The sequence below is a fragment of the Pseudomonas sp. NY5710 genome, assembly GCF_013305665.1.
In the GTDB taxonomy this organism is placed as follows: domain Bacteria; phylum Pseudomonadota; class Gammaproteobacteria; order Pseudomonadales; family Pseudomonadaceae; genus Aquipseudomonas; species Aquipseudomonas juntendi.
On the sequence record NZ_CP045554.1, the window covers coordinates 5,100,872 to 5,123,940 of the forward strand.

Annotated in this window: 22 protein-coding genes; 1 reads left to right on the forward strand and 21 read right to left on the reverse strand. The window is 64.0% G+C overall.

The features are described from left to right. Genes GEV39_RS23430 through GEV39_RS23445 form a run of 4 tightly spaced genes read right to left on the reverse strand, consistent with a single transcriptional unit; the run spans nt 1 to nt 2,211 of the window. Nucleotides 1-357 (reverse strand): helix-turn-helix domain-containing protein, encoded by a 357-nt coding sequence (locus GEV39_RS23430; RefSeq protein WP_173891391.1) that lies wholly within the window; start codon nt 355-357, stop codon nt 1-3. Beyond that, entirely contained in the window at nt 347-517 is a 171-nt protein-coding gene (locus GEV39_RS26400) for a type II toxin-antitoxin system HigB family toxin (RefSeq protein ID WP_173891392.1), read from the reverse strand. The genes GEV39_RS23430 and GEV39_RS26400 overlap by 11 nt, the downstream gene beginning before the upstream one ends. Then, the gene (locus tag GEV39_RS23440; RefSeq protein WP_173891393.1) at nt 492-1,265 is read right to left on the reverse strand and encodes a ParA family protein; all 774 of its coding nucleotides are present in this window, start codon (nt 1,263-1,265) and stop codon (nt 492-494) included. The genes GEV39_RS26400 and GEV39_RS23440 overlap by 26 nt, the downstream gene beginning before the upstream one ends. Before the next feature lie 16 nt (nt 1,266-1,281). Continuing rightward, nucleotides 1,282-2,211: a LysR family transcriptional regulator gene (locus tag GEV39_RS23445; RefSeq protein ID WP_173891394.1), complete on the reverse strand. Its 930-nt coding sequence runs from the start codon at nt 2,209-2,211 to the stop codon at nt 1,282-1,284. Between the two features lie 107 nt (nt 2,212-2,318). Between GEV39_RS23445 and GEV39_RS23450 the strand changes: the two genes are divergently transcribed. Further along, the gene (locus GEV39_RS23450; RefSeq protein WP_173891395.1) at nt 2,319-3,563 is read left to right on the forward strand and encodes an MFS transporter; all 1,245 of its coding nucleotides are present in this window, start codon (nt 2,319-2,321) and stop codon (nt 3,561-3,563) included. Between the two features lie 36 nt (nt 3,564-3,599). Here the strand turns inward: GEV39_RS23450 and GEV39_RS23455 are convergent, their stop codons facing one another. The 17 genes from GEV39_RS23455 to gltB form a co-directional block, all read right to left on the reverse strand. After that, complete coding sequence (locus GEV39_RS23455) at nt 3,600-3,947, reverse strand: YgiW/YdeI family stress tolerance OB fold protein (protein ID WP_047149598.1); 348 nt, start codon at nt 3,945-3,947, stop codon at nt 3,600-3,602. 70 nt (nt 3,948-4,017) lie between these two features. Beyond that, complete coding sequence (locus GEV39_RS23460; protein WP_173891396.1) at nt 4,018-4,488, reverse strand: type II secretion system protein M; 471 nt, start codon at nt 4,486-4,488, stop codon at nt 4,018-4,020. Next, a complete protein-coding gene (gene gspL, locus GEV39_RS23465; RefSeq protein WP_173891397.1) occupies nt 4,488-5,594 on the reverse strand; it encodes a type II secretion system protein GspL in 1,107 nt (368 codons plus the stop codon). Before gspL ends, GEV39_RS23460 begins: the two co-directional genes overlap by 1 nt. After that, a complete protein-coding gene (locus tag GEV39_RS23470) occupies nt 5,587-6,444 on the reverse strand; it encodes a type II secretion system minor pseudopilin (protein WP_173891398.1) in 858 nt (285 codons plus the stop codon). The genes gspL and GEV39_RS23470 overlap by 8 nt, the downstream gene beginning before the upstream one ends. Further along, on the reverse strand, nt 6,441-7,019 hold the full coding sequence (gene gspJ, locus GEV39_RS23475) for a type II secretion system minor pseudopilin GspJ (protein WP_054912250.1): 579 nt from the start codon (nt 7,017-7,019) through the stop codon (nt 6,441-6,443). Before gspJ ends, GEV39_RS23470 begins: the two co-directional genes overlap by 4 nt. Then, on the reverse strand, nt 7,006-7,389 hold the full coding sequence (gene gspI / locus GEV39_RS23480) for a type II secretion system minor pseudopilin GspI (protein ID WP_173891399.1): 384 nt from the start codon (nt 7,387-7,389) through the stop codon (nt 7,006-7,008). The genes gspJ and gspI overlap by 14 nt, the downstream gene beginning before the upstream one ends. Beyond that, a complete protein-coding gene (gene gspH, locus GEV39_RS23485) occupies nt 7,367-7,831 on the reverse strand; it encodes a type II secretion system minor pseudopilin GspH (RefSeq protein WP_173891400.1) in 465 nt (154 codons plus the stop codon). The genes gspI and gspH overlap by 23 nt, the downstream gene beginning before the upstream one ends. Further along, entirely contained in the window at nt 7,828-8,274 is a 447-nt protein-coding gene (gene gspG, locus GEV39_RS23490; RefSeq protein ID WP_173891401.1) for a type II secretion system major pseudopilin GspG, read from the reverse strand. Before gspG ends, gspH begins: the two co-directional genes overlap by 4 nt. Nucleotide 8,275: 1 nt before the next feature. Next, nucleotides 8,276-9,481, reverse strand: a complete 1,206-nt coding sequence (gene gspF / locus GEV39_RS23495) for a type II secretion system inner membrane protein GspF (RefSeq protein WP_173891402.1) — start codon at nt 9,479-9,481, stop codon at nt 8,276-8,278. 1 nt (nt 9,482) lies between these two features. Beyond that, nucleotides 9,483-10,946, reverse strand: coding sequence for a type II secretion system ATPase GspE (gspE, locus tag GEV39_RS23500; RefSeq protein ID WP_054912254.1), 1,464 nt, complete (start codon nt 10,944-10,946; stop codon nt 9,483-9,485). Further along, entirely contained in the window at nt 10,943-12,784 is a 1,842-nt protein-coding gene (gspD, locus tag GEV39_RS23505) for a type II secretion system secretin GspD (protein ID WP_173891403.1), read from the reverse strand. Before gspD ends, gspE begins: the two co-directional genes overlap by 4 nt. After that, a complete protein-coding gene (locus tag GEV39_RS23510; RefSeq protein WP_173891404.1) occupies nt 12,781-13,284 on the reverse strand; it encodes a type II secretion system protein N in 504 nt (167 codons plus the stop codon). Before GEV39_RS23510 ends, gspD begins: the two co-directional genes overlap by 4 nt. Before the next feature lie 5 nt (nt 13,285-13,289). Next, nucleotides 13,290-13,802, reverse strand: a complete 513-nt coding sequence (locus GEV39_RS23515) for a cytochrome b (RefSeq protein ID WP_173891405.1) — start codon at nt 13,800-13,802, stop codon at nt 13,290-13,292. Nucleotides 13,803-13,853: 51 nt separating this feature from the next. Beyond that, nucleotides 13,854-15,317 (reverse strand): N-acetylglucosamine-binding protein GbpA, encoded by a 1,464-nt coding sequence (gene gbpA / locus GEV39_RS23520; RefSeq protein ID WP_249414303.1) that lies wholly within the window; start codon nt 15,315-15,317, stop codon nt 13,854-13,856. 197 nt (nt 15,318-15,514) lie between these two features. Beyond that, on the reverse strand, nt 15,515-16,579 hold the full coding sequence (gene hemE / locus GEV39_RS23525) for a uroporphyrinogen decarboxylase (protein ID WP_173891406.1): 1,065 nt from the start codon (nt 16,577-16,579) through the stop codon (nt 15,515-15,517). A gap of 194 nt (nt 16,580-16,773) precedes the next feature. Beyond that, entirely contained in the window at nt 16,774-18,192 is a 1,419-nt protein-coding gene (locus GEV39_RS23530) for a glutamate synthase small subunit GltD family protein (protein ID WP_009684959.1), read from the reverse strand. 123 nt (nt 18,193-18,315) lie between these two features. Next, on the reverse strand, nt 18,316-22,761 hold the full coding sequence (gltB, locus tag GEV39_RS23535) for a glutamate synthase large subunit (protein WP_173891407.1): 4,446 nt from the start codon (nt 22,759-22,761) through the stop codon (nt 18,316-18,318). Between the last annotated feature and the right edge of the window lie 308 nt (nt 22,762-23,069).

Here is a 23,069-nt window from a genome sequence, read left to right on the forward strand (position 1 = left end):
TCAAGCGCTTGCCAGCAGCGACTCATAGGGAATGCGAAGGCCATCATGCAGGCGCTTGATCATGGAAAGGCTCAGCCCGCGCTTCCCGCTCAGTACTTCAGAAACTCGCCCGCTTGGACCGATGTACGGTTCAAGATCTCTTGGCGTGAGCCCCTGCTGATCCATACAGAACTTGATAGCTTCGATGGGATTGGCGGGGTGAATGGGATAGTGCCTGTTCTCGTACACTTCGATCAGTGCCACAAGCACTTCCATTTCATCAGCCTCAGGCGTGCCCGCTTCAGACTGAAAAATGGCTTCGAGGCGCTGGAATGCTGCTCGAAGATCGTCCTCGTTACAAATCGGCTTAATATTCACAGATTGTCTCCACGTCAACCTCGTCACAGCGCTTGTGCGTACCGACGAACTTCACCCAGGCGATACCGGCGCGGTATTGCATCTCAACCACAAGCCGGTACTTGCTACCCCCAATAAGGAAGCGGGCTAGATACCTACTCGCTGCGCTCCAGCAAATCATGCAACTCGACAAACTGCTGCGTCAGCTTGTGCCTGGGCTCCAGGTGAATCAGCGGCAGGCTGGCGTGGTGCGACTCACGCATCTTCACCGAGCTGCCAAGGTACACCGGCAGCACCGGCAGCCCTTCGGCCAGCAGTTCGTCGAGCATCTGCTGCGGCAGGCTGGCACGCGACTGGAACTGGTTGACCACGATGCCTTCGACTACGAGGTCTTCGTTATGGTCTTCCTTGAGGTCTTCAATTTCGGCCAACAGGCCATACAGGGCCTGGCGCGAGAAGCTGTCGCAGTCGAAGGGAATCAGCACACGGTCAGCCGCTATCAGCGCCGAAACCGCGTAAAAATTAAGCGCCGGCGGGGTATCGATATAGATCCGCTCGTAATCCTCGTCCAGCGCATCGAGCAGCTTACGCAGCTTGTTGATCTTGTGCTTGGCCTCGAGCTTGGGCTGCAGGTCGGCCAGTTCAGGCGTTGCAGTGACCACATGCAGGTTGTCGAACGGGGTTTCATAGATATCCACCTTGTTCTTCTTGCTGAAAGGTCCGCTGGACAGGCTCTGCTTGAAGAAATCGGCGATACCCATGGGGATATCCTCACCCGTCAGCCCGGTAAGGTACTGTGTCGAGTTGGCCTGGGCATCCAGGTCGATCAGCAGGGTCCGGTAGCCTTCATTGGCACTGACCGCCGCCAGGTTGCAGGCGATGCTCGACTTGCCCACGCCACCTTTCTGATTGAACACCACGCGCCGCATGGTTGACCTCCGTGTTTCAACGAATGCCCGAGTATGTGGCGGTGTCGCCGCCATGGCCAGTGCCATTCGCCTGAAGCAGCTGCGCAAACGCCTTGGCCATGGCCGACCCGCCGCGTTCGCGCTGCACCAGCCACACCGCGGTCATCGCCCCCTCGTCGAGCAAGGTGCGGTACACCACCCCTTCGATACGCATGCGCTGGAACGAGGCCGGCAGCACCGACACCCCCAACCCCGCCGACACCAGGCCGATGATGGTCATCGCCTCCCCTGCCTCCTGGGCAAAATGCGGGCTGAACCCGGCCTGCCGCGCCAGGCTCAGCAACTGCGCATGCAAGCCGCTGCCATAACTGCGCGGGAAGAACACAAACGGCTCATGGGCCAGCGCCGCCATATGCAGGCCTTGCCCGCTGGCTTCGGCCAGCGGGTGTGAGGCATTGATCACCGCCACCAGTGGCTCGCGGAACAGCTCCGTGGCCAGCAACCCTTCCGGCAGCGGCATCGGCCGCATCAGGCCGACTTCGATGGACTCATCGAACACCCCTTCGGCAACATCGCGGCTGCTCATTTCCTTGAGGTTCAGGTGCACTGCGGGGAAGCGCTGGCGAAAGGCATGAATGGCCTTGGGGATCTTCGATGTGAACGGGGCCGAGGAGGTAAAGCCGATCTTCATCTCGCCCAATTCACCCAGTTGTGCACGCCGCGCCACATCCGCGGCCTTCTCCACCTGCGCCAGCACCTGACGCGCTTCATCCAGGAACAGCCGGCCTGCCTCGCTCAGTTCGACCCGGCGGTTGGTACGCTCGAACAAGCGCGCCCCCAGCTCCTGTTCCAGCGCCTGGATCTGCTGGCTCAGCGGCGGTTGTGAAATGCCCAGTTGCTGGGCGGCTCGGCCGAAGTGCAGCTCTTCTGCCACGGCAATGAAATAACGCAGATGGCGCAGTTCCATGGTTCGCTCCAAACAAGTCGCACAACGTCTTAAATAGGTCGAACAATATATTGGATCTAATCATTAGCCAGCTATATGCTTTTTTCATTGCACCAGAGGTACCCGCCGTGAAAACTGCTGTAGCCGCGCAGCCCATCGAACTCGAACCTGCCACCTTGACCGACATGTGGATCGAAAAAGGCACCCCCGCCTTCATGAAGACCGTGCTGGCCCTGTTCAGCGGCGGCTTCGCCACTTTCGCCCTGCTGTATTGCGTACAGCCGATGATGCCGTTGCTGTCTAAAGAATTCGCCATCAACGCCGCACAGAGCAGCCTGGTGCTGTCGGTGTCGACCGCGATGCTGGCGTTCGGCCTGCTTGTCACCGGCCCGATCTCGGACCGCATCGGCCGTAAGCCGGTGATGGTGTTCGCCCTGGTGTGCGCCGCGCTCTCCACCCTGGCCAGCGCGGTGATGCCGAGCTGGGAACTGGTGCTGGCCACCCGCGCGCTGGTCGGCCTGTCGCTGAGCGGCCTGGCAGCAGTGGCCATGACCTACCTGAGCGAAGAGATCCACCCCCAGCACATTGGCCTGGCCATGGGCTTGTACATCGGCGGCAACGCCATTGGCGGCATGAGCGGGCGGCTGATCACTGGCGTGTTGATCGACTTCGTTAGCTGGCACACAGCCATGCTGACCATCGGAGGCCTGGCCCTGGGCGCCGCCTTGGTGTTCTGGAAGGTGCTGCCGGAGTCACGCAATTTCCGCCCGCAAGCGATGAGCCCGCGCAGCCTGCTGGACGGGTTCGTCATGCATTTCAAGGATGCCGGCCTGCCCTGGCTGTTCCTGGAGGCCTTCCTGCTGATGGGTGCCTTCGTCACCCTGTTCAACTACATCGGCTACCGCCTGCTGGCCGAGCCCTACCACATGAACCAGGCGCTGGTCGGCTTGCTGTCGGTGGTGTACCTGTCCGGCATCTACAGCTCGGCGCAGGTCGGCGCCTTGGCGGACAAGCTGGGCCGACGCAAGGTGTTCTGGGCCAGCATCGTGGTCATGGCGTGTGGTTTGCTGATGACCCTGGCCAGCCCACTGGCCATGGTGATCGTGGGCATGCTGGTGTTCACCTTCGGCTTCTTTGGCGCGCACTCGGTGGCCAGTAGCTGGATCGGCCGGCGGGCGCTGAAGGCCAAAGGGCAGGCGTCGTCGCTGTACCTGTTCAGCTATTATGCCGGCTCGAGCGTGGCCGGTACGGCGGGCGGCGTGTTTTGGCACCAATGGGGCTGGAATGGCATCGGCCTGTTCATAGGCAGCTTGCTGGCAGTGGCGTTGCTGGTGGCGCTGCACCTGAGCAAGTTGCCACCGAAGTCGGGGTGAGGCATTCGCGGGCACGCCCGCGAACTGGCCCGGGAATCAGTTGATGATTTCGACGATATCCACATCCACTTCACGGCTCATCAGGTGTTTCTCCACCTCACCGGTCAGCTTGACCTTGGTCTTGTCGTTGAACGGCGTCGGTGGCAGGTCTTCATCATCGATTTCCACGGTGATGGTGCCGGTGTTGTCCTTGAATTCGTATTTGTCGTCGTTGTTGATCTTCTTGGTGACGAAGCCCTGCAGCACCACCGGCGTGTCATCGGCGGCATCGTTCGCGGCGGCCACGGTGGTTACTGCTTGCGCACCCGGGCCGGTATAGCCGGCAGCCAGGGCAGCAGTGCTGAACAGCGGGGCGAGGATCAGGGCGAGGTAACGGGTTTTCATGGGGGCAGGTCCTGTTTCGGTTTCGATGGGAACAGCCTACCGAAGCTGGCTGAATCCAATCTTAATCGCCTCAGGCTTCGTCCAGTTCCAGCGCCAGTTGCACCTGCAACCGCTCGCCAGTCACCTGTAGCTGCACACTGCGCAGCTGTGCGCCGTCACGTTCCAGCGTGTGCAGCCAGCTCAGCACTGCCGTGGGCTGGCCTTCGAGGCTGACGTCGAGCTGAGTGGCCCGAGCCTGCAGCCCGACAACGCGCAAACCGGCGGCCAAGGCACGCTCATTGAGCGCGGCGGGCGTCAGTGCCCGCACCGCTTCGCGCCCCCCGACCGGCGCTGACGCCACCTGCTGCAACTGCCCGGCCAGCTCCAGCGCCTGCACATGGGCAAGCTCGGCCTGCAGCATGCGCTGCTTACCAGGCAGCCAAGCCAGCTGCCAGAGCGCCAGCATGGCCACCCCCCATAGCGTGGCCCTGATCAGTGCCCGCCGAGTGGCGGGTAGGGTTTGCCATTGACGAACAAGAGCCTGCTCAAACCTATGCTTCATCAGGTCCCGCTCCAGGTCAGGGTTGCCCGCACCCCTTGGGCAGTCTGCCGGGCCTGGTCCATCAGCACGGCAGGGGCCAGCAAACGCAAGCGCTCGAGGTCATCGAACCCTAGGGCCAGCACATCCATACGCCACCCTTGCGCCGGGCTGAACGCGGCCCGTTCCAGGGTGATGTTCCCGGTTTCCACCAGTTGCTGCGCGAATGCCGCCAGGCCTTCCATGCGGGTGGTCGCACGCGGCCCGGCCTGCAACGCCCTGACGCGCATCGCCAGGTCACCGGTGACAGGTTCCCCAGGCGCCCACCGCTGGAATGCCTGAACGTTCTCGGCATGCTGTTGAGCCACGCGCTGCAACAGCCCCTCGACACGCAGATGATCGGCCCCGCACAGCATGGCGAACGCCAGCAGCCCTGCGCCCGCCAACGCCGACCAGGGTAACGCCAGGCGCTGTCGGCGGAATGGCCCCTGGCGCAGGTCCAGCGCCTTGGCTCGCCCTTGCAGCAAGGTCTGGAAGGCATTGTCGACCCTGTGGTTGGCCAGCGCTTGCCCGCCATCGGCAGCGGCGGCCTGCCAGGCCATCGGCGGCAATTGCCGCGCCACGATTTCGGCTGCCTGGGGCGTGGCGACCAGCCACGGCCCACCTCCGCCGCCCACCAGCCAGCGCCCATCAAGCCACAGTGCACTGGGCTGCTCGCCACCCAGCAGGTCGGCATCGACATGGATCGCGACCGGGTCGATACCCAGCGTTTGCAACAGGGTCAAAACATTGCGCAGCACCTGACGCTCTATCACCAGCGCACGGCGGTGCCCTTGCCTATCTGCTGCGGCAAAAACCAGGTGCACCGATTCCAGCGCCGCTGCCAACTGCTCTTCGGCGGCGTAGGCCAATGCTTCAGGCTTCGGCCGCTTGCCTGGCACGGGGCCGATTTCGCAACTGCCGAGCATTTCCATCGGCAAGACAAGGATCACAGGGCCGGCCAGGGTCGCCCCGAGCGCGTCCAGACGCGTCTTGCGCACGCTGCCATCGGCAGCTCGCAGCCACACCGGCCACTGCGCATCGGCCGCCGCAACGCCCGCGGGCAATAGGTACAGCCAGGTTTCACTCATCTGCTCTTCGCTCCCGCAATGCAGTAAATACACGCCGCACCACACGAACCTGGTGCGTGTTCAAATCGATCTCCAGGTCGCTGTACAGGTACATGCGCCTACCCTCCTGCTGTGCCTGCACCTCAAGGCGAAACCAGCGGCTGGTCACGGCAAGCCCGCGCCGGTTCACGCCCACGCCGTCCAATTGCGCAGAGGCCAGAAAACGCTCCACTGTCGGGTAGCCCGCCTCGGGGCGTTGCCGTACCAGGTCGGCAGCCACCGCTGGCGACAACTCGGCCAGTGCTGCCAACAGACGTGCCGGGGCCGTATTGATGTTGAGCCGCACCTCCTTGGGCAACACCACTACCCAAGGCTGCAAACGCGCCATCACCTCGGCAGTGACGCCCGGCAGGGCCCGCAACTGGGTAGGGTCCAGCAGCGGCTGGCCCGCCAGCGCCTCCAAGGCCGGCGGCGCCACCTGCAGTGCATGGCACAGGCGCTGCCAACGCTCGAGCAGCAAGGGGTCGGGGGTTTTACCTGCGGTCAGGGCGCCGAGGTTGAAGCGCCCTGCGAGGTCCTCCAGTTGTAGTTGCACCCGGCCTTCGCCCAAGGTCAACACACGGGGTTGGCCCCAGCCCTGCCGCCCGTGGGTCACCTGCAGGATCTCCCCTACCTCACCCCGCAGGCTCGCAAGCGCCTGTTGTTCGCCGGCTTGCGCCAGGCGCAACAGGCGCGTGGCATCGAGCTGCTGGGCAACACCGCCAAGCAGCAGGCGATGGCTGTGCAACATGCCGGCTACCAATAACGTCAGCAGCGCCATCACCAGCAGCACGGTAATCAGCGCCAGCCCCTTCTGCCGTTGACGCTTCACTGGCTGGCCCCGCCAAGCGGCAGTACCCGCCGAATCTGCGCCAAGCGCCGGGTGGACAGGGTCACCTCCAGCGCCTGCGGTGGCAGGGCCCGGCGCTGGGCCATTGGCCAATGCGCCTGCCAGCCGCTACCGGGTACATGCAGGCGCCACTGCAGTTCGCCCACACCTTCGAGCAAACGCTGCGGGCGCGGCTGGCCCTGCCCCTGGGTGCGCCGCTGGCGCCACAGCACGCCGTCGGCGAGCCAGTATTCGACCACCCTCAGTTCGCTGCGCTTGAGCGCCTGGTGGTCGGGTTCGCGGGTCAGCCAATGGGCCCGATCGCCGTTCAGCAGGATGCCGTAACCGCCCTTGCCCAGGCTCGCCGGCAGATACCCTTGCAAGGCATCGCGCTGGATCAGGCTCATGGCCCTGCCCAGCGCATGCAACTGCTCGGCCTGGGCCTGGCGCGCACGCTCGGCCCGCATGACCACATCCAGCACACGCGCACTGCCCACCGCCAACAAGGCAAAGAGGGCCATGGCCAGCAGCAGTTCGATCAAGGTGAAACCGCGCTGGCGGGGCCTAGCGTGACGCATCGCTGCCCCCCTGCCACCCGGTGGCCTGGTGCAACACCTGGCGATCGGCCGCAAGGCCCACGCGCACCTGAACCTCCAGCAGGCCAGCCGCGCCCAGCCGTTGCCGGCTTTCCTGCAGCGTCCAGCGACGCTGGCCGAACATCACCTCCACACTGCGCTGGCCGGGCGCCAGGGCCGGTTGCAGGCGCATTTCCAGCAGGTGGTTGTCGGCGACCCAGCTGGCAAAAAGACGGTCCTGCAACCCCTGCGACTGCACCAGTATGCGCTGGCTGGCCGTGCTCACCGCCACGGCCAGCACCGCGAAGATCGCCAGCGCCACCAATACCTCGAGCAGGGTGAAGCCGCGTTCAGGGCTGGAACTGCGGGGCATTGAGGCCATCGCTCGACAGGGAGACCAGGCGCACGGTGTCGGCCTCGAAATACAGGGAAAACGGCGTGTGCTCGTCATTACCGTACATCACCAGTTGCGGCGCCTTGCCAGGCACGGCGGGTGGCACTGGCAGCCCATCGATCTGCAGGCGCAGGTCCAGGCCAATATTGCGCTGCTGGCCCGCGGGCTCCCAGCTGTCACCGCGGGCCTTCAGCAGTTGATAGCCTTGGGGGTCGATTCGAATACCCAGCGCCACGCCCTCCAGCACGGCTTGTTGCCGTGCGTGTTGCACCAGTTGCAGGAACAGGTTGGCCTCCTGGCTGGCCAGGCGCTGCGGGTCGCGCCCGATACCGAGCCCGGCCATGCCCATGACGATGCTCAGCAGCAGCAGGACCAGCAACAGTTCCAGCAGTGTGAAGCCTTGCGCGCGGGGCCGTTTCATTCAGACCAGTTACCGATATCGGCATCCATCTGTTCGCCGCCCGGCTGCCCGTCGGCACCCAGCGAGTAAAGGTCATACCCCTGGTTCGATCGGCTGCCCGGGTTCGCGTACTGGTAAGGCGAGCCCCAAGGGTCGGTGGGCGTACGCTTCAGATAGCCCTGGGCACTCCAGTTGCGCGGCAATGGCGCCACGCTGGGGCGTGTTACCAAGGCGTCCAGGCCTTGCGCGGACGTTGGATAACGGCCGTTGTCCAACCGATAGATTTCCAGCGCGGTGGCGATCGACTGCAGGTCGGTGCGGGCCGCGGTCAGCTTGGCATGGTCGGGACGGCTCATCACGTTGGGCAGCACCAGTGCGCCAAGCACGCCCAGGATGATGACCACCACCATGATTTCGATGAGTGTGAAGCCACGTTGCGCGTGGCGTGTAGAACGAAGGGACATGTCAGTTGACCAGTTGGTTGAGGTTGAGGATCGGCAGCAGGATGGCCAGCACGATGAACAGCACGATGCCCCCCATCACCAGCAGCATCAGGGGTTCGCAGAGGCTCACCAGCAGCGCGATACGCCCTGCCAGTTGCCTGGCCTGGAGGTCTGCAGCACGTTCAAGCATGGTGTCCAGTTCACCGGCGCGTTCGCCGCTGGCGATCATGTGCAGCATCAGCGGTGGCAGGGTGTCGCTGCGTGTCAGGCAACTGGCCAAGGCGCTGCCCTCGGCCAGCTCGCGGGCGGCCTGCAGCAGACGCTCGCGCAGGGTGAGGTTGCCGATCACCGCCGCAGCGATGTTCATCGCTTCTACCAAGGCCACGCCGCTGCGCCCCAGGATCGCCAGGGTGCTGATGAACCGCGCCGCCTCGCTGGCCCGCGCGAATTCGCCATAACCTGGCAGGCGCAGTGCCAAGGCATGCCACCGGCTACGCCATGGCGGTTGTTGCAGGGCCCACGCGCCCAGAGCAATGCCGGCCAGCAGCAGCGTGAGCGCTGCCAGGCCGTACTGGTTGGCGGCATCGCTCAGGGCAATCAGCACTTGCGTGGCCAACGGCAGGCGCGCCTGGTCGCGGGAGAATGCCTGCACCACATCAGGCACGACATAGCCCAGCAGAAACCCCACCACCAGCAACGAGACGGCCAGCAGAATCACCGGGTAGACCATGGCCAGCTGCACTTTCTGCCGCAAGGCTTGCTCGTCCTCGCCATGCGCGGCCAAACGTTCGAGCACGTCCGCCAAGCGCCCAGAGCGCTCCGCAGCGGCCACGGTGGCCCGGTAGATGACCGGGAACGCCCGCGGGTACTGGGCCAGCGCCTGGGCAAGGGCATGGCCTTCGGCAACCCGCTCTGCCACGCCGCGCAACACCTGCCGCTCCTGGCGCCGGGTGCCTTGCTCGGCAACCGCCTGCAAGGCTTCGGTCAACGGCAGCCCGGCCTGCAGCAGGGTCGCCAGCTGGCGGGTCAGCAGCGAACGCCGGGCCAGGCTCAAACCGCTGCGGTTCAGCACGCCCGCCAGCAGTGACCGCGGCACGGGGCGCAGTTTCAGCACCTGCCAGCCTTGCTCGCGCAAGGTTTGCCGAGCCTGACGCGCCCCTGGGGCTTCCAGCGTACCGCGCTGGCGGGCGCCCTTGGCATCCTGGGCCTGATAGCGAAACAGCGGCATGTCAGTCCTGCCCGGTCACGCGCAGCAGTTCTGCCACGCTGGTCTGCCCTTGGCAGACACGCTGAACACCGTGCTGGAACAGGCTCGGCGTGTCCTGGCGAATCAGTTCATGCATGGCGGCCTGGGATGCCTGGGTGTGGATCGCCTGAGCCAGTGCGGGCTTGACCACCACCATCTCGTGCAAGGCCAGGCGCCCACTGTAGCCCGCCTGGCATTCACTGCAGCCCTGCGCCTGGTAAAGCTGCGCGGGCAGCCCGGCAGGGTTGCCCAAGGCGCTGGCCATGGCCTGGTCCACCTCGCAGGCCACCTTGCAGTGCGGGCAGAGCCGGCGTACCAGGCGCTGGGCCATCACCCCGGCCAGCGACGAAGCCAGCAGGCAGGTATCGATGCCCATGTCGGCAAGCCGCGTGATTGCCCCCAGCGCGCTGTTGGTGTGCAGGGTGGAAAGTACCAGGTGGCCCGTCAGCGACGCCTGCACCGCGATGTTGGCGGTTTCCTTGTCGCGGATTTCGCCCACCATGACCACGTCCGGGTCCTGACGCAGAATGGCGCGCAGGCCACGGGCGAAGGTCATGTCGACCTTGGGGTTGACCTGGGTTTGCCCGATGCCCGCCAGGTGGTACTCGATCGGGTCCTCCACGGTGAGGATATTGCGCGACTCCTGGTTCAGGTACGCAAGCGCGGTGTACAAGGTGGTGGTCTTGCCCGAGCCGGTTGGGCCGGTGACCAGGAAAATGCCGTGTGGCTTTTCCAGCATGCTCATGAAGCCAGCACGCACAGCCGCCGGCATCTGCATGTGGTCGATGTCCAGGCGCACGGCTTGCTTGTCCAGCAACCGCAGCACCACCCGCTCGCCATGGGTGGCAGGCAAAGTCGATACGCGCACGTCGACTTCATGGCCAGCCAGGCGCAGGCTGATGCGACCGTCCTGGGGCACGCGCTTCTCGGCGATGTCCAGGCGCGCCATGACCTTGATGCGCGAAACCAGCAGGGCAGACAGTTCCCGCGGGGGTGACAGCACTTCGCGCATGACGCCGTCGATGCGCATGCGCACGCGCAGCTGATGCTCGAAGGTTTCCAGGTGGATATCCGAGGCCCGCGAGCGCACCGCTTCGCTGAACAGGGCATTGAGCAGGCGGATGATCGGCGCATCGTCTTGCTGCTCGAGCAGGTCGCTGGTTTGCGGCAAGGCCTCGGCCAGCCGTGGCAGGTCGATTTCCTGGTCCAGGCTCTGAACGATCGATTGCGCGGCATCCTCACCCAGGCCGTAGCAACTGGCCAGGCGCTCGGCGAAGTCGGCTTCGCTCACCTGGCGCAGCGGCCAGGTATTGCCCAGCAAGCGGCAGGCTTCGGCCAGGGCGGCCAGGGAGGCGCCTTCTCGCATCAGCAGCACCGGCTCGGGCGCCTGGCGGTCGAGCAGGATCCCGTGACGCCGGGCGAAGCCGAATGGCAGCTCAGGGCTCATGGCTGTGGCACTTGCGCGCTTGGCAAGCGACGCGGCTCGAACAGCCGCTGGGCATCAGCCGGCAAAGGCGAATCATCGGCGGCGCGCACCCCGTCGTAGGCCCTGCGCCCTACCTCGACCCGCTCCGCCTGGCTACGCAGAATGGTCGGGCGCAGGAAGACCATCAGGTTGGTTTTCTCCTGAATGTCGCTGCGCCAGCGGAACAGACCGCCAAGCCACGGAATGCGGCTGAGCAACGGTACCCCACGCTCGACCTTGCGCATGCTGTCCTTGATCAGGCCGCCAATCACGATGATCTCGCCGTCGGAGGCCAGGATGGTGCTCTTGAGCGTACGCTTGTTGGTGATCAGGTCGTTCTCGGCCGTGCTCGGCGCGATCTCGGAGCTTTCCTGCTCGACCTCCAAGCGCAGGCTTTGCCCCTCATTGATGTGCGGGCGCACCTTCAGGCTGATACCGATATCCTTGCGTTCGACCGTGGTGAACGGGTTCTCCGAACCACTGCCGGGGGTAACGTAGGAGCCGGTCTTGAAGGCGACGTTCTGCCCCACCAGGATATGCGCCTCCTGGTTGTCCAGGGTCAACAGGCTTGGCGTGGACAACAGGTTGCTGCGGCTGCTGCTGGCCAAGGCCGATATCAGCGCGGCAAAACGGTCCGTGCCAATGGCCAGGGCAGCACCACCCGGCAGCTTGGCCTCCTTGCCCAGCAGGTCGGCCAGCCCGGTGCCACTTTCGCTGAACGTGACCCCGCCGTTGAGCCCGCCGGTGCCCACGCCCCACTGCACACCCAAGGCTTCATCGATGCTGCCGCTGACTTCGACGATTGCCGCATGGATGAGTACCTGCGCCCGTGGCTGGTCCAATTGCTGGATGATCTGCTCGACGCTGCCCAGTGTCTGCGGCTCGCCCAGCAGCACCAGCGCGTTCTGCTCGGCATCGGCCTTGACCACGGCGTCGCCAGTGAGGTTGGCGCCCAAGTCACGGGTGCCCGGCGCGCCATCCAGGCGCTTGCCCACCTCACCCAGCACGTCGGCAAGCTGCTCGGCGTTACTGTGCTGCAAGCGCACCACACGCCAGTTCTGCGCGGTGGCGGGTGCCGCCACATCCAGCGAGCGGGTCAGTTGTGCCAGGCGCTGCCTGGACTTGGTCGGGCCGAGGATCAGCAGGCGGTTACCGTTGGCGTCGGCCACCACCTGCACACCGCTGTCCGGTCCCCCGGCGGCCGCTTCGACCACGGCGAACACGGCCTCGGTCTGGGCGTTACGCAGGGTCACCAGCTCATAGTCGTGCCGCTGGCCGCTGTCCAGCTGCAAAACCAGGCTCTCCAGGCGTTCAAGGTTGGCTGCAGAGTCGGTCACCACCAAGGCGTTGGCCGAGCTGGAGGGGCCAATGTAGCCGCTGCTGGACACCAACGGCCGCAACAGGCCGGCCAGGTCGGCCGCGACGCTGCCCGACAAGGTAAAGACGCGCGTGGTGAACGCGGCCGGTATGGCCTCCACCTGTTGGTTGGCCCAGGCCTTGGCTTCGCTGGCCGGCAGCACCAGCAAACGGTCGCCGTCGTTCACGGCGGCAAAGCCCTGGGCATTGAGCACCGAGTAGAACAGCCGGCGTATGCCTTCACGATCCAGGGCTTCGTTGGAAAGCACCGTGATGCGCCCCTGCACGCGGGGGTCGAGGATGATGGTCTGGTCGAGGATTTCCCCCACCTCACGCACCACCTCGCGCACATCGGCATCGCTCATCGCCAGTTGCCAGGTGGGCGTTTCAGCCAGCGCCAGTGAACAGCACAGGGTCAAACAGGCGCCGAACGAGGCGCCTTGCATATATCGCTTGAAAGTCATTGCACCTCCCGCAACAGGCGGGATGAAGGATCAGAAACCGGGCGCGGGCGAGGGGCCGCACCCATGGGCAGAAAAACGCTGGGGCCAGGGGTAGCCAACGCCACGACTTCCTCGCGGCCGTCGACCCACAGCACGATGGAACGCACGTCGATACGACGCAGCACACCGTGGCCCGCAATCCGCTCACCCACCCGGTAGACAGCCTCGCCCTCAGCGCTTTTCACCAACGCCCGCGCCCCGCCCTGGCTGGATACGAAGCAGGCCTTGAGCGTGATGTCCGCCCGGCTCGACTGCCGCTGGCGCACAGGCTGAAAGCCGAATGCCAAGGCCAGGGCGGTCGTCGAGAACGGTTGCTCCGGGGCGGCTGCCGTGGCCAGCGCCGGGGCCGGGGCCGGCAGCAGCGGGGGCGCAGCCAACGGATACAGCCGTTCCCGCACTATCAGCCCGGCAAGCGTTACCAGCACCAGCGCCAGCCAGATCACATGTGATGGGCGCTTCATCCGAATCAGGGCAGCATGCGCCGCAGTACACGGCGCCCGGCCAGCTCATGCAGCACCACGGCGCCAATGTGCACCGACACGCCCAGGGCCAGCAGCAGGCACGCGCAGATGTGGACCTTGAACCACAGGCCGTGCCAGAACGGTTCGCTCAACAGCGGCGCGAGGGTGAACCAGCCGAACACGTCGATGGGCCGGTCCATCATCAATACGCCGGACAGCAGCACGATCGCGGTGGTCCAGTACAAACCTTCATGGACAAGATGGGCGATCCGCTCGCCCCTGGCTGCACCCTCCAGGCTGCCGGGTTTGAACAGGGTCCGCCGCAGCAGCCAACGCACCAGGAATATCGGGATGAACAGGGTGGTCATGGCCACGTTGACGAACGCAACCAAGTGAAACGTGGTCGGGGTGACATTCAGGTGCGCCACGTAGAAGCCGCTGAGCAGTACCCAAATGATGACCAAGGCAGAGACCCAGTGCAGGAGGATCTGCTGCCAGGCATATTTTCGTGCTTGCATAAACAGTACTCGAAGGGCCTGGCCCCCCGTCGAGGGGCCAGGTGTGCTGCATTACTTCTCGGTCCAGGCCATGTTCCAGTGAGAGCCGGTACCTGGCTCGAACTGGGCGGCATTGGCGGAGTACTGCACGCAGTAACCCGAGTTCGGGAAGGGCTGGCACTCGTAGACCTTGCCATTCTTGGGCTGCAGTACCTTGGTGCCGGCCTGGTAGCTCGACAGCGACTCCGGGAAGACAAAGTCGTACGACCCGTCACCCGTCGCCTTGAGCTGGACCGTGCGCTCATCCTGCAGCAGCTCGCGCTCGCGCTTGTCTACGCCGACGACCTTGAGGGTGTGCTCACCCGGCACGCTGGCGACGTTCAAGGCGAACGGCGCGCTGCCGTTGACCAGTTGCCGTGCGTAGCCGACCTGCTTGTTGCTGGCGTCGAACAGCCGCGCCGATACGGTCAGGGCCTTGTTGGTCATGACGGTAAAGTCCACGCTACCCTGGCCATCAGCGATGGTGTACTCAGGTTTGACATCATGCAGGTGCAGGGTGGCGGGCTCACCGGCAGCGGCCTTGAAGTCGAGGATGTAGTTGGTCAGGCCACTTTCGGCTTTGGCGAAGATGCTGTTGGAACCCTGGACAGGCTCGATGTTGCCGTCGGCATCCATTTGCCCGGCACGGACCAGCGTCTGGGTTTCGTTGATCTGCCTGGCGAGCTTGTAAGCCCAGTTGGCAGCGATACCTTCTTCGGCGTTGTCGATGGTGACGCTCACATGGTGCGACGGACGCTCGCCATTGGCATCGAATGCGCGGGCAGTCACCTCGTCGCCGACTTCAAGGTCTCGGCTGGCGCTGATCTCGGCCAGGCGCGGCCATTCGGGCGCTGGCCCGCCGTCAAGTTGAATATCGACGTCAGCCACGCTGTGGAAAGCCTTGTCGGTGTCTCCCACTTTCCAGACACCCAGGATCACGTGATGGCCCGCGCGGTCGGCTGGCAAGGTGCAGCTATGCTTGGGGTTGGTGCCAGTGCCGCTGGCGGGCACCTGGTTGTTGCCATCGACTACACAGAACGGCGCTTCGTCGAACGAGGCGCGGCTCAGTGCCGTATTGGGGTTCCAATCCGCTTTGGTGATGAAGTATTCCCACGTGGTTACCGGGTGCGGCGCCTGGTAATGCCAGTCGAACTGAATGTTCCGGTCAACGATGGGCGTCAGATGCCAGCGGTTGGCCGACTGCTCGTCGAGGGCACCGAAATCGCCACGAACACCACCGCTGGCAATTTTCCCGTCAACTGGGCCGGCCCCCGGGAAACGCCCAATGGCCTCACCGACCGACCACGGTTCGTACTGAGCGCCGCCACAGTTACTGTTCAGGTTCTTATGGTTGGCATGGCACAGCGCTGCACGTGAAGGCGGGTCAGCCAGATGGCCGTGTGCCTGGGCAACCTGAACCTGCAAACCTGCACCTGCGATAGCCACCCACACACCGGTGGCAACAACGCTTCTGCGCAGGGTTTTTCTTGTACTCATCACGAACTCCGAAGGTTGAATGCAAAAGGGCACATTCACGCGCGGCGAATGTGCCCTCTGCTCAAGGGAGGTCGGACATTAGAAGAAACATCTGTGCCTATATGTAGGAATACGGCTGAACGTTCGGCACATTTTCGCAAATGCACGGCAGCGGCAGCCACAGGCTCCCCAAACCCTGGTTCGGGGAGCCTGGAAACTCAAACGTGGTATTGCGCCGACAGCTCGTGCACCGCGTTGATGAACACGCCTGCGTGCTCCGGGTCGACTTCCGGGGTGATGCCGTGGCCCAGGTTGAACACGTGGCCGTTGCCGTGGCCGTAGCTGGCCAGGATGCGCGCCACTTCCTGGCGGATGGCCTCTGGCTTGGCGTACAGCACGGTCGGGTCCATGTTGCCCTGCAAGGCCACCTTGTCGCCTACACGGCGACGGGCGTCGCCAATGTCACAGGTCCAGTCCAGGCCCAGGGCATCGGCACCGGCGTCGGCGATGCTTTCAAGCCACAGGCCACCGTTCTTGGTGAACAGGATGACCGGCACCTTGCGCCCTTCGTGCTCGCGGATCAGGCCGCTGACGATCTTGCGCATGTAGGCGAGGGAGAACTCCTGGTAGGCCGCCGCTGACAGGTTGCCGCCCCAGGTGTCGAAGATCTGCACGGCCTGGGCCCCGGCAAGGATCTGCCCGTTGAGGTAGCTGGTGACCGACTGGGCCAGCTTGTCCAGCAGCAGGTGCAGCGCTTGCGGGTTGTCATAGGCCATGGCCTTGGTCTTGCGGAAGTCCTTCGACGACCCGCCTTCGACCATGTAGGTGGCCAGGGTCCAGGGGCTACCGGAAAAACCGATGAGCGGAACGCGGCCGTTGAGTTCGCGGCGGATGGTGCTGACCGCATCCATTACGTAGCCCAGGTCTTTTTGCGGGTCGGGAACCGGCAGGGCTTCGATATCGGCCGGGGTACTGACGACCTTCCTGAAACGCGGGCCTTCGCCGGTTTCGAAGTACAGGCCCAGGCCCATGGCATCGGGGATGGTGAGAATGTCGGAGAACAGGATCGCAGCGTCCAGCGGGTAGCGGTCCAGCGGCTGCAAGGTCACCTCGCAGGCGAACTGCGGGTTCATGCACAGGCTCATGAAATCGCCTGCCTTGGCACGGCTGGCGCGGTACTCCGGCAGGTAGCGCCCAGCCTGGCGCATCATCCACACAGGGGTGACGTCTACGGGTTGCTTGAGCAGTGCACGCAGGAAACGATCGTTCTTCAGGGCAGTCATGTCGGCATCCGGAAAAATAGTGGGGGCATTTTCTCAGACGCCAGCGCAAAAGGCACGGCCATGGCCATGCGTTTTGTCTATTGGATGCTACAGATCAAGCGTTTTTGTATACAAAAGCTTCGCGGGCACGCCCGCTCCCACAGGTTCTGCGCCGAACCCTGTGAGAGCGGGCGTGCCCGCGACCAGATCGAGAATCAGACTTCCAGGTAGTCCAGGATACCCTCAGCAGCAGTGCGCCCTTCGAAGATCGCCGTCACCACCAGGTCCGAACCGCGCACCATGTCGCCACCGGCAAACACTTTCGGGTTGCTGGTCTGGTGCTTGAACTTGCCCTTCTCCGGCGCCACCACACGGCCCTGGCTGTCCAGCTGGATGTCATGCTGCTCGAACCACGGCGCCGGGCTTGGGCGGAAGCCGAAGGCGATTACCACGGCATCGGCCGGCAGGATTTCCTCCGAACCCGGAATCGGCTCGGGGCTGCGACGGCCACGGGCATCCGGCTCGCCCAGGCGGGTTTCGACCACCTTCACACCCTCGACCTTGTCCTCGCCGACAATGGCGATGGGTTGGCGGTTGTAGAGGAATTTCACACCTTCTTCCTTGGCGTTCTTCACCTCTTTGCGCGAACCCGGCATGTTGGCTTCGTCACGGCGATAGGCGCAGGTCACCGCCTTGGCACCCTGGCGGATCGAGGTACGGTTACAGTCCATGGCAGTGTCGCCACCGCCCAGCACCACAACCTTCTTGCCCTGCATGTCGATGAAGTCTTCAGGCGACTTCTCGAAGCCCAGGTTGCGGTTGACGTTGGCAATCAGGAAGTCCAGCGCGTCATGCACGCCCGGCAGGTCCTCACCCGGGAAGCCACCCTTCATGTAGGTGTAGGTACCCATGCCCATGAACACTGCGTCGTACTCGGCGAGCAGTTGTTCCATGGTCACGTCCTTGCCCACCTCGGTATTGAGGCGGAACTCGATACCCATGCCGGTGAACACTTCGCGGCGGTTGCTGAGCACGCTCTTTTCCAGCTTGAACTCGGGAATACCGAAAGTCAGCAGGCCACCGATTTCCGGGTTCTTGTCGAATACCACCGGGGTCACCCCGGCGCGCACCAGCACGTCGGCGCAGCCCAGGCCCGCAGGGCCGGCGCCAATGATGGCGACGCGCTTGCCGGTGGGCTTGACCTTGGACATGTCCGGGCGCCAGCCCATGGCAAAGGCGGTATCGGTGATGTACTTCTCCACCGAGCCGATGGTCACCGCACCAAAGCCGTCGTTCAGGGTGCAGGCACCCTCGCACAGGCGGTCTTGCGGGCACACCCGGCCGCACACTTCGGGCAGGGTGTTGGTCTGGTGCGACAGCTCCGCCGCCGCCAGGATGTTGCCTTCGGACACCAGCTTCAACCAGTTGGGGATGAAGTTGTGCACCGGGCACTTCCACTCGCAGTACGGGTTACCGCAGCCCAGGCAACGGTGCGCCTGCTCCACGGACTGCTGCGGCTTGAACGGCTCGTAAATTTCCACGAACTCTTTCTTGCGCTGGCGCAGCAGCTTTTTCTTCGGGTCCTTGCGGCCCACTTCGATGAACTGGAAGTCGTTGTTCAGACGTTCAGCCATTTTTCAAAACCTCTTTACAGCAGCTGCAAGCTACACGCTGCAAACTGCAAGACGATCACTTAAGCCGGGCAAACCTCGTGCTGCTTCTGCGTGCAGCTTGAGGCTTGCCACTTGCAGCTGTTGTTACTGCGGGTTGGCGCGAGTGCTGGACAGCAGTTGCTTCAGGTTGGCTGCCTTGGGCTTGACCAGCCAGAAGCGCCGCACGTAGTCGTCCAGGTTCTCCGAGAGCTCACGCCCCCACTCGCTGCCGGTCTCCTCCACATACTCGGCAAGGACCCGCGCCAGATGGCTGCGGTAAGCTTCCATGGCTTCCCCACTGATACGCTGGATTTCCACCAGCTCGTGGTTGAGCTTGTCGACGAAGCTGTTGTCCATGTCGAGCACGTAGGCGAAGCCGCCAGTCATGCCAGAACCGAAGTTGTAACCGGTGTTGCCCAGCACGCAGACAAAGCCGCCGGTCATGTATTCACAGCAGTGATCGCCGGTACCCTCGACAACAGCGTGGGCGCCGGAGTTACGGACAGCGAAGCGCTCGCCGGCGGTACCGGCGGCAAACAGTTTGCCGCCAGTGGCACCGTACAGGCAGGTGTTGCCGAGGATGGCGCTGTCCTGGGTGGCGAACGGGCTGCCGGCAGGCGGCACGATGGTGAGCTTGCCACCGGTCATGCCCTTGCCGACGTAGTCGTTGGCGTCGCCTTCCAGGTGCAGGTTCAGGCCACCGGCGTTCCACACGCCGAAGCTCTGCCCTGCGGTCCCTTTGAAGCGGAACGTGATCGGCGCCGCGGCCATGCCCTGGTTGCCGTGCAGGCGGGCAATCTCGCCCGATACCCGCGCACCGATGGAACGGTCGCAGTTGCAGATGTCGAGGCTGAACTCGCCACCGGCCTGGTCACGAATGGCCGGCATGGCCATTTCCACCATCTTCTCGGCCAGGTGGCCTTCGTCGAACGGCGGGTTCCTGTCGACTTCGCAGAACTGTGGCTTGTCTGCCGGAATGTGCGAGCTGCCCAGCAGCGGCGACAGGTCCAGGTACCGCTGACGCTCGGTGTCGCCTGGCAGCACGTCGAGCAGGTCGGTACGGCCGATCAGTTCGCCGAGGCTGCGCACGCCCAGCTTAGCCAGCCACTCACGGGTTTCTTCGGCGACGAAGGTGAAGAAATTGATCACCATGTCGACGGTGCCGATGTAGTGGTCCTTGCGCAGCTTGTCATTCTGCGTGGCTACGCCGGTCGCGCAGTTGTTCAGGTGGCAGATGCGCAGGTACTTGCAGCCCAGGGCGATCATGGGCGCGGTGCCAAAGCCGAAGCTTTCGGCGCCGAGGATGGCAGCCTTGATCACGTCCAGGCCGGTTTTCAGGCCACCGTCGGTCTGTACCCGCACCTTGCCGCGCAGGTCGTTGCCGCGCAGGGTCTGGTGGGTTTCGGCCAGGCCCAGTTCCCACGGGGCGCCGGCGTACTTGATCGAGGTCAGCGGCGACGCACCGGTACCACCGTCGTAGCCGGAAATGGTGATCAGGTCGGCATAAGCCTTGGCCACACCGGCAGCAATGGTGCCCACGCCGGCCTCTGCCACCAGCTTGACCGACACCAGGGCCTGCGGGTTGACCTGCTTGAGGTCGTAGATAAGCTGGGCCAGGTCTTCGATCGAATAAATGTCGTGGTGCGGTGGCGGCGAAATCAGGGTCACACCCGGTACCGCATAGCGCAGCTTGGCGATCAGGCCATTGACCTTGCCACCTGGCAGCTGGCCGCCCTCGCCGGGCTTGGCGCCCTGGGCCACCTTGATCTGCAGCACTTCGGCGTTCACCAGGTATTCCGGGGTCACACCAAAACGGCCGGTGGCCACCTGCTTGATCTTCGAGCTGCGGATGGTGCCGTAGCGCGAAGGGTCTTCGCCACCCTCACCGGAGTTGGAGCGCGCGCCCAGGCGGTTCATCGCCTCGGCCAAGGCTTCGTGCGCTTCCGGCGACAGTGCGCCAAGGGAAATCCCGGCGGAGTCGAAGCGCTTGAGGATGGCCTCCAGCGGCTCGACCTGTTCCAGCGCCAACGGCTGGTCGGCCACCTTGACCTTCAGCAGGTCGCGGATCATCGACACCGGGCGCTGGTCGACCAGCGTGGTGTATTCCTTGAACTTGGCGTAGTCACCCTGCTGCACTGCAGCCTGCAGCGTGTTGACCACGTCCGGGTTGTAGGCGTGGTACTCGCCACCGTGCACGAACTTCAGCAGGCCGCCTTGCTGGATCGGCTTGCGCGCGCTCCAGGCTTCGGCTGCCAGCAGCTTCTGGTCGTTTTCCAGGTCTTCGAAGCGTGCGCCCTTGATGCGGCTGGACACACCCTTGAAGCTCAGGCCGACCACTTCTTCGGACAGGCCGATGGCTTCGAACAGCTGCGCACCCCGGTACGAGGCGATGGTGGAGATACCCATCTTCGACAGGATCTTCAGCAGGCCCTTGGAGATGCCTTTGCGGTAGTACTTGAACACCTCGTCCAGGTCGCCCAGCACTTCACCGGTACGAATCAGGTCGGCGAGCACTTCGTAGGACAGGTACGGGTAGACGGCCGACGCACCGAAGCCCAGCAGCACGGCGAAGTGATGCGGGTCGCGAGCTGTGGCGGTTTCCACCAGGATGTTGCTGTCGCAACGCAGGCCCTGCTCGGTCAGGCGGTGGTGTACGGCACCCACGGCCAGCGAAGCGTGCACAGGCAGCTTGCCCGGGGCAATGTAGCGGTCGCTCAGCACCAGCTGGGTCTTGCCCGCGCGCACGGCTTCTTCAGCCTGATCGGCAATGTTGCGGATCGCCGCTTCCAGGCCGACGCTCTGCTCATAGTTGAGGTCGATCAGCTGACGCTCGAAGCCTTCACGCTCCAGGTTCATCAGCGAACGCCACTTGGCCGGCGAAATGACTGGCGAGCTGAGGATCACCCGCGAGGCGTGCTCCGGGGACTCCTGGAAGATGTTGCGCTCAGCGCCGAGGCAGATTTCCAGCGACATCACGATCGCTTCGCGCAGCGGGTCGATCGGTGGGTTGGTCACCTGGGCGAACTGTTGGCGGAAGAAGTCGTATGGCGAACGCACGCGTTGCGACAGCACAGCCATCGGCGTGTCGTCACCCATCGAGCCAACGGCCTCCTGGCCCTGCTCACCCAACGGGCGCAGCACCTGGTCGCGCTCTTCGAAGGTGACCTGGAACATTTTCATGTATTGCTTGAGCTGGTCAGCGTCGTAGCTGGCCACGCCCTGGTCGTCGGTCAGCGTCGCCTGGATACGCGTGGCGTGCTGACGCAGCCAACGCTTGTACGGGTGGCGCGACTTCAGGCGGTCGTCGATGGCATCGGTATCGAGGATCTGCCCGGTTTCGGTGTCCACGGCAAGGATCTGGCCCGGGCCGACGCGGCCCTTGGCCAATACTTCCTCAGGCTGGTAACCCCACACGCCGATTTCAGAGGCGATGGTGATGTAGCCATTGGTGGTGGTCACCCAGCGCGCCGGGCGCAGGCCGTTTCGGTCGAGCAGGCACACCGCGTGGCGGCCTTCGGTCATGACGATACCGGCCGGACCGTCCCACGGCTCCATGTGCATGGAGTTGTATTCGTAGAACGCGCGCAGGTCGGCGTCCATGGTCTCGACGTTTTGCCAGGCTGGTGGTACCAGCATGCGCACGCCGCGGAACAGGTCGATCCCGCCGGTGACCATCAGCTCCAGCATGTTGTCCATGCTCGAGGAGTCCGAACCGACGCGGTTGACCAGCGGGCCAAGCTCTGCGAGGTCGGGGATCAGGTCGTTGGCGAACTTGGTGCGACGGGCCATGGCCCAGTTGCGGTTACCGGTAATGGTGTTGATCTCGCCGTTGTGGGCGAGGAAGCGGAACGGCTGCGCCAGCGGCCACTTCGGCAAGGTGTTGGTCGAGAAGCGCTGGTGGAACACGCAGATCGCCGTTTGCAGGCGCTCGTCACCCAGGTCCGGGTAGAACGCCGCGAGATCGCGCGGCATCATCAGGCCTTTGTAGATGATGGTCTTGTGCGAGAAGCTGCAGATGTAGTGGTCGGCGTCATCGGCGTTGGCAACCGACGAACGGCGCCGGGCGCTGAACAGCTTGATGGCGAATTCCTGGTCGCTCAGGCCCTCACCGCCGATGAACACCTGCTCGATCTGCGGCAGGCGCTCCATGGCCAGGCGGCCGAGAACGCTGGTGTCGATCGGCACCTTGCGCCAGCCAACCAGCTTCAGCCCGGCAGCGATGATCTCGCGATCCATGTTGGCACGTGCAGCTTCGGCTTTGACCGGGTCCTGGTTGAAGAACACCATGCCGACGGCGTACTGCTTGGGCAACTCGACGGCAAAATGCTCCTGGGCCATGGCGCGCAGGAACTGATCGGGCTTCTGTATCAGCAGACCGCAACCGTCACCGGTCTTGCCGTCGGCGTTGATGCCACCGCGGTGGGTCATGCAAGTCAGTGCCTGCATGGCGGTTTGCAGAAGGTGGTGGCTCGCCTCGCCCGTCATATGGGCGATCAGGCCAAAACCACAGTTGTCCTTGAATTCTTCGGGATGGTACAGACCTGTTTTCATAGACACATTCTCACCAGGTTCACCTCTCAACGGAGGCAAATCTCTTTTTTAACAACCACTTACCATCCACGCCGATCAAACGCCAGCTTTTTTGCGGTGGCCATGGAAAACCATTGTTGCACAGCGACAGCGATGCCCACAAATTTTCATGTCTCACCATTGAAAATTTATGTCGCCATTTTGAATGTTTTTGCGTCATGCACCGTGGTAGGCGCTTGACTTGAGTCTGAAGCGTTTCAGCCATGACTGCAACTCGGGGCTTGTGGCCGGCAGTCTGGGACAGAAAAGCCTGCCGCGCTCGGGCGCAG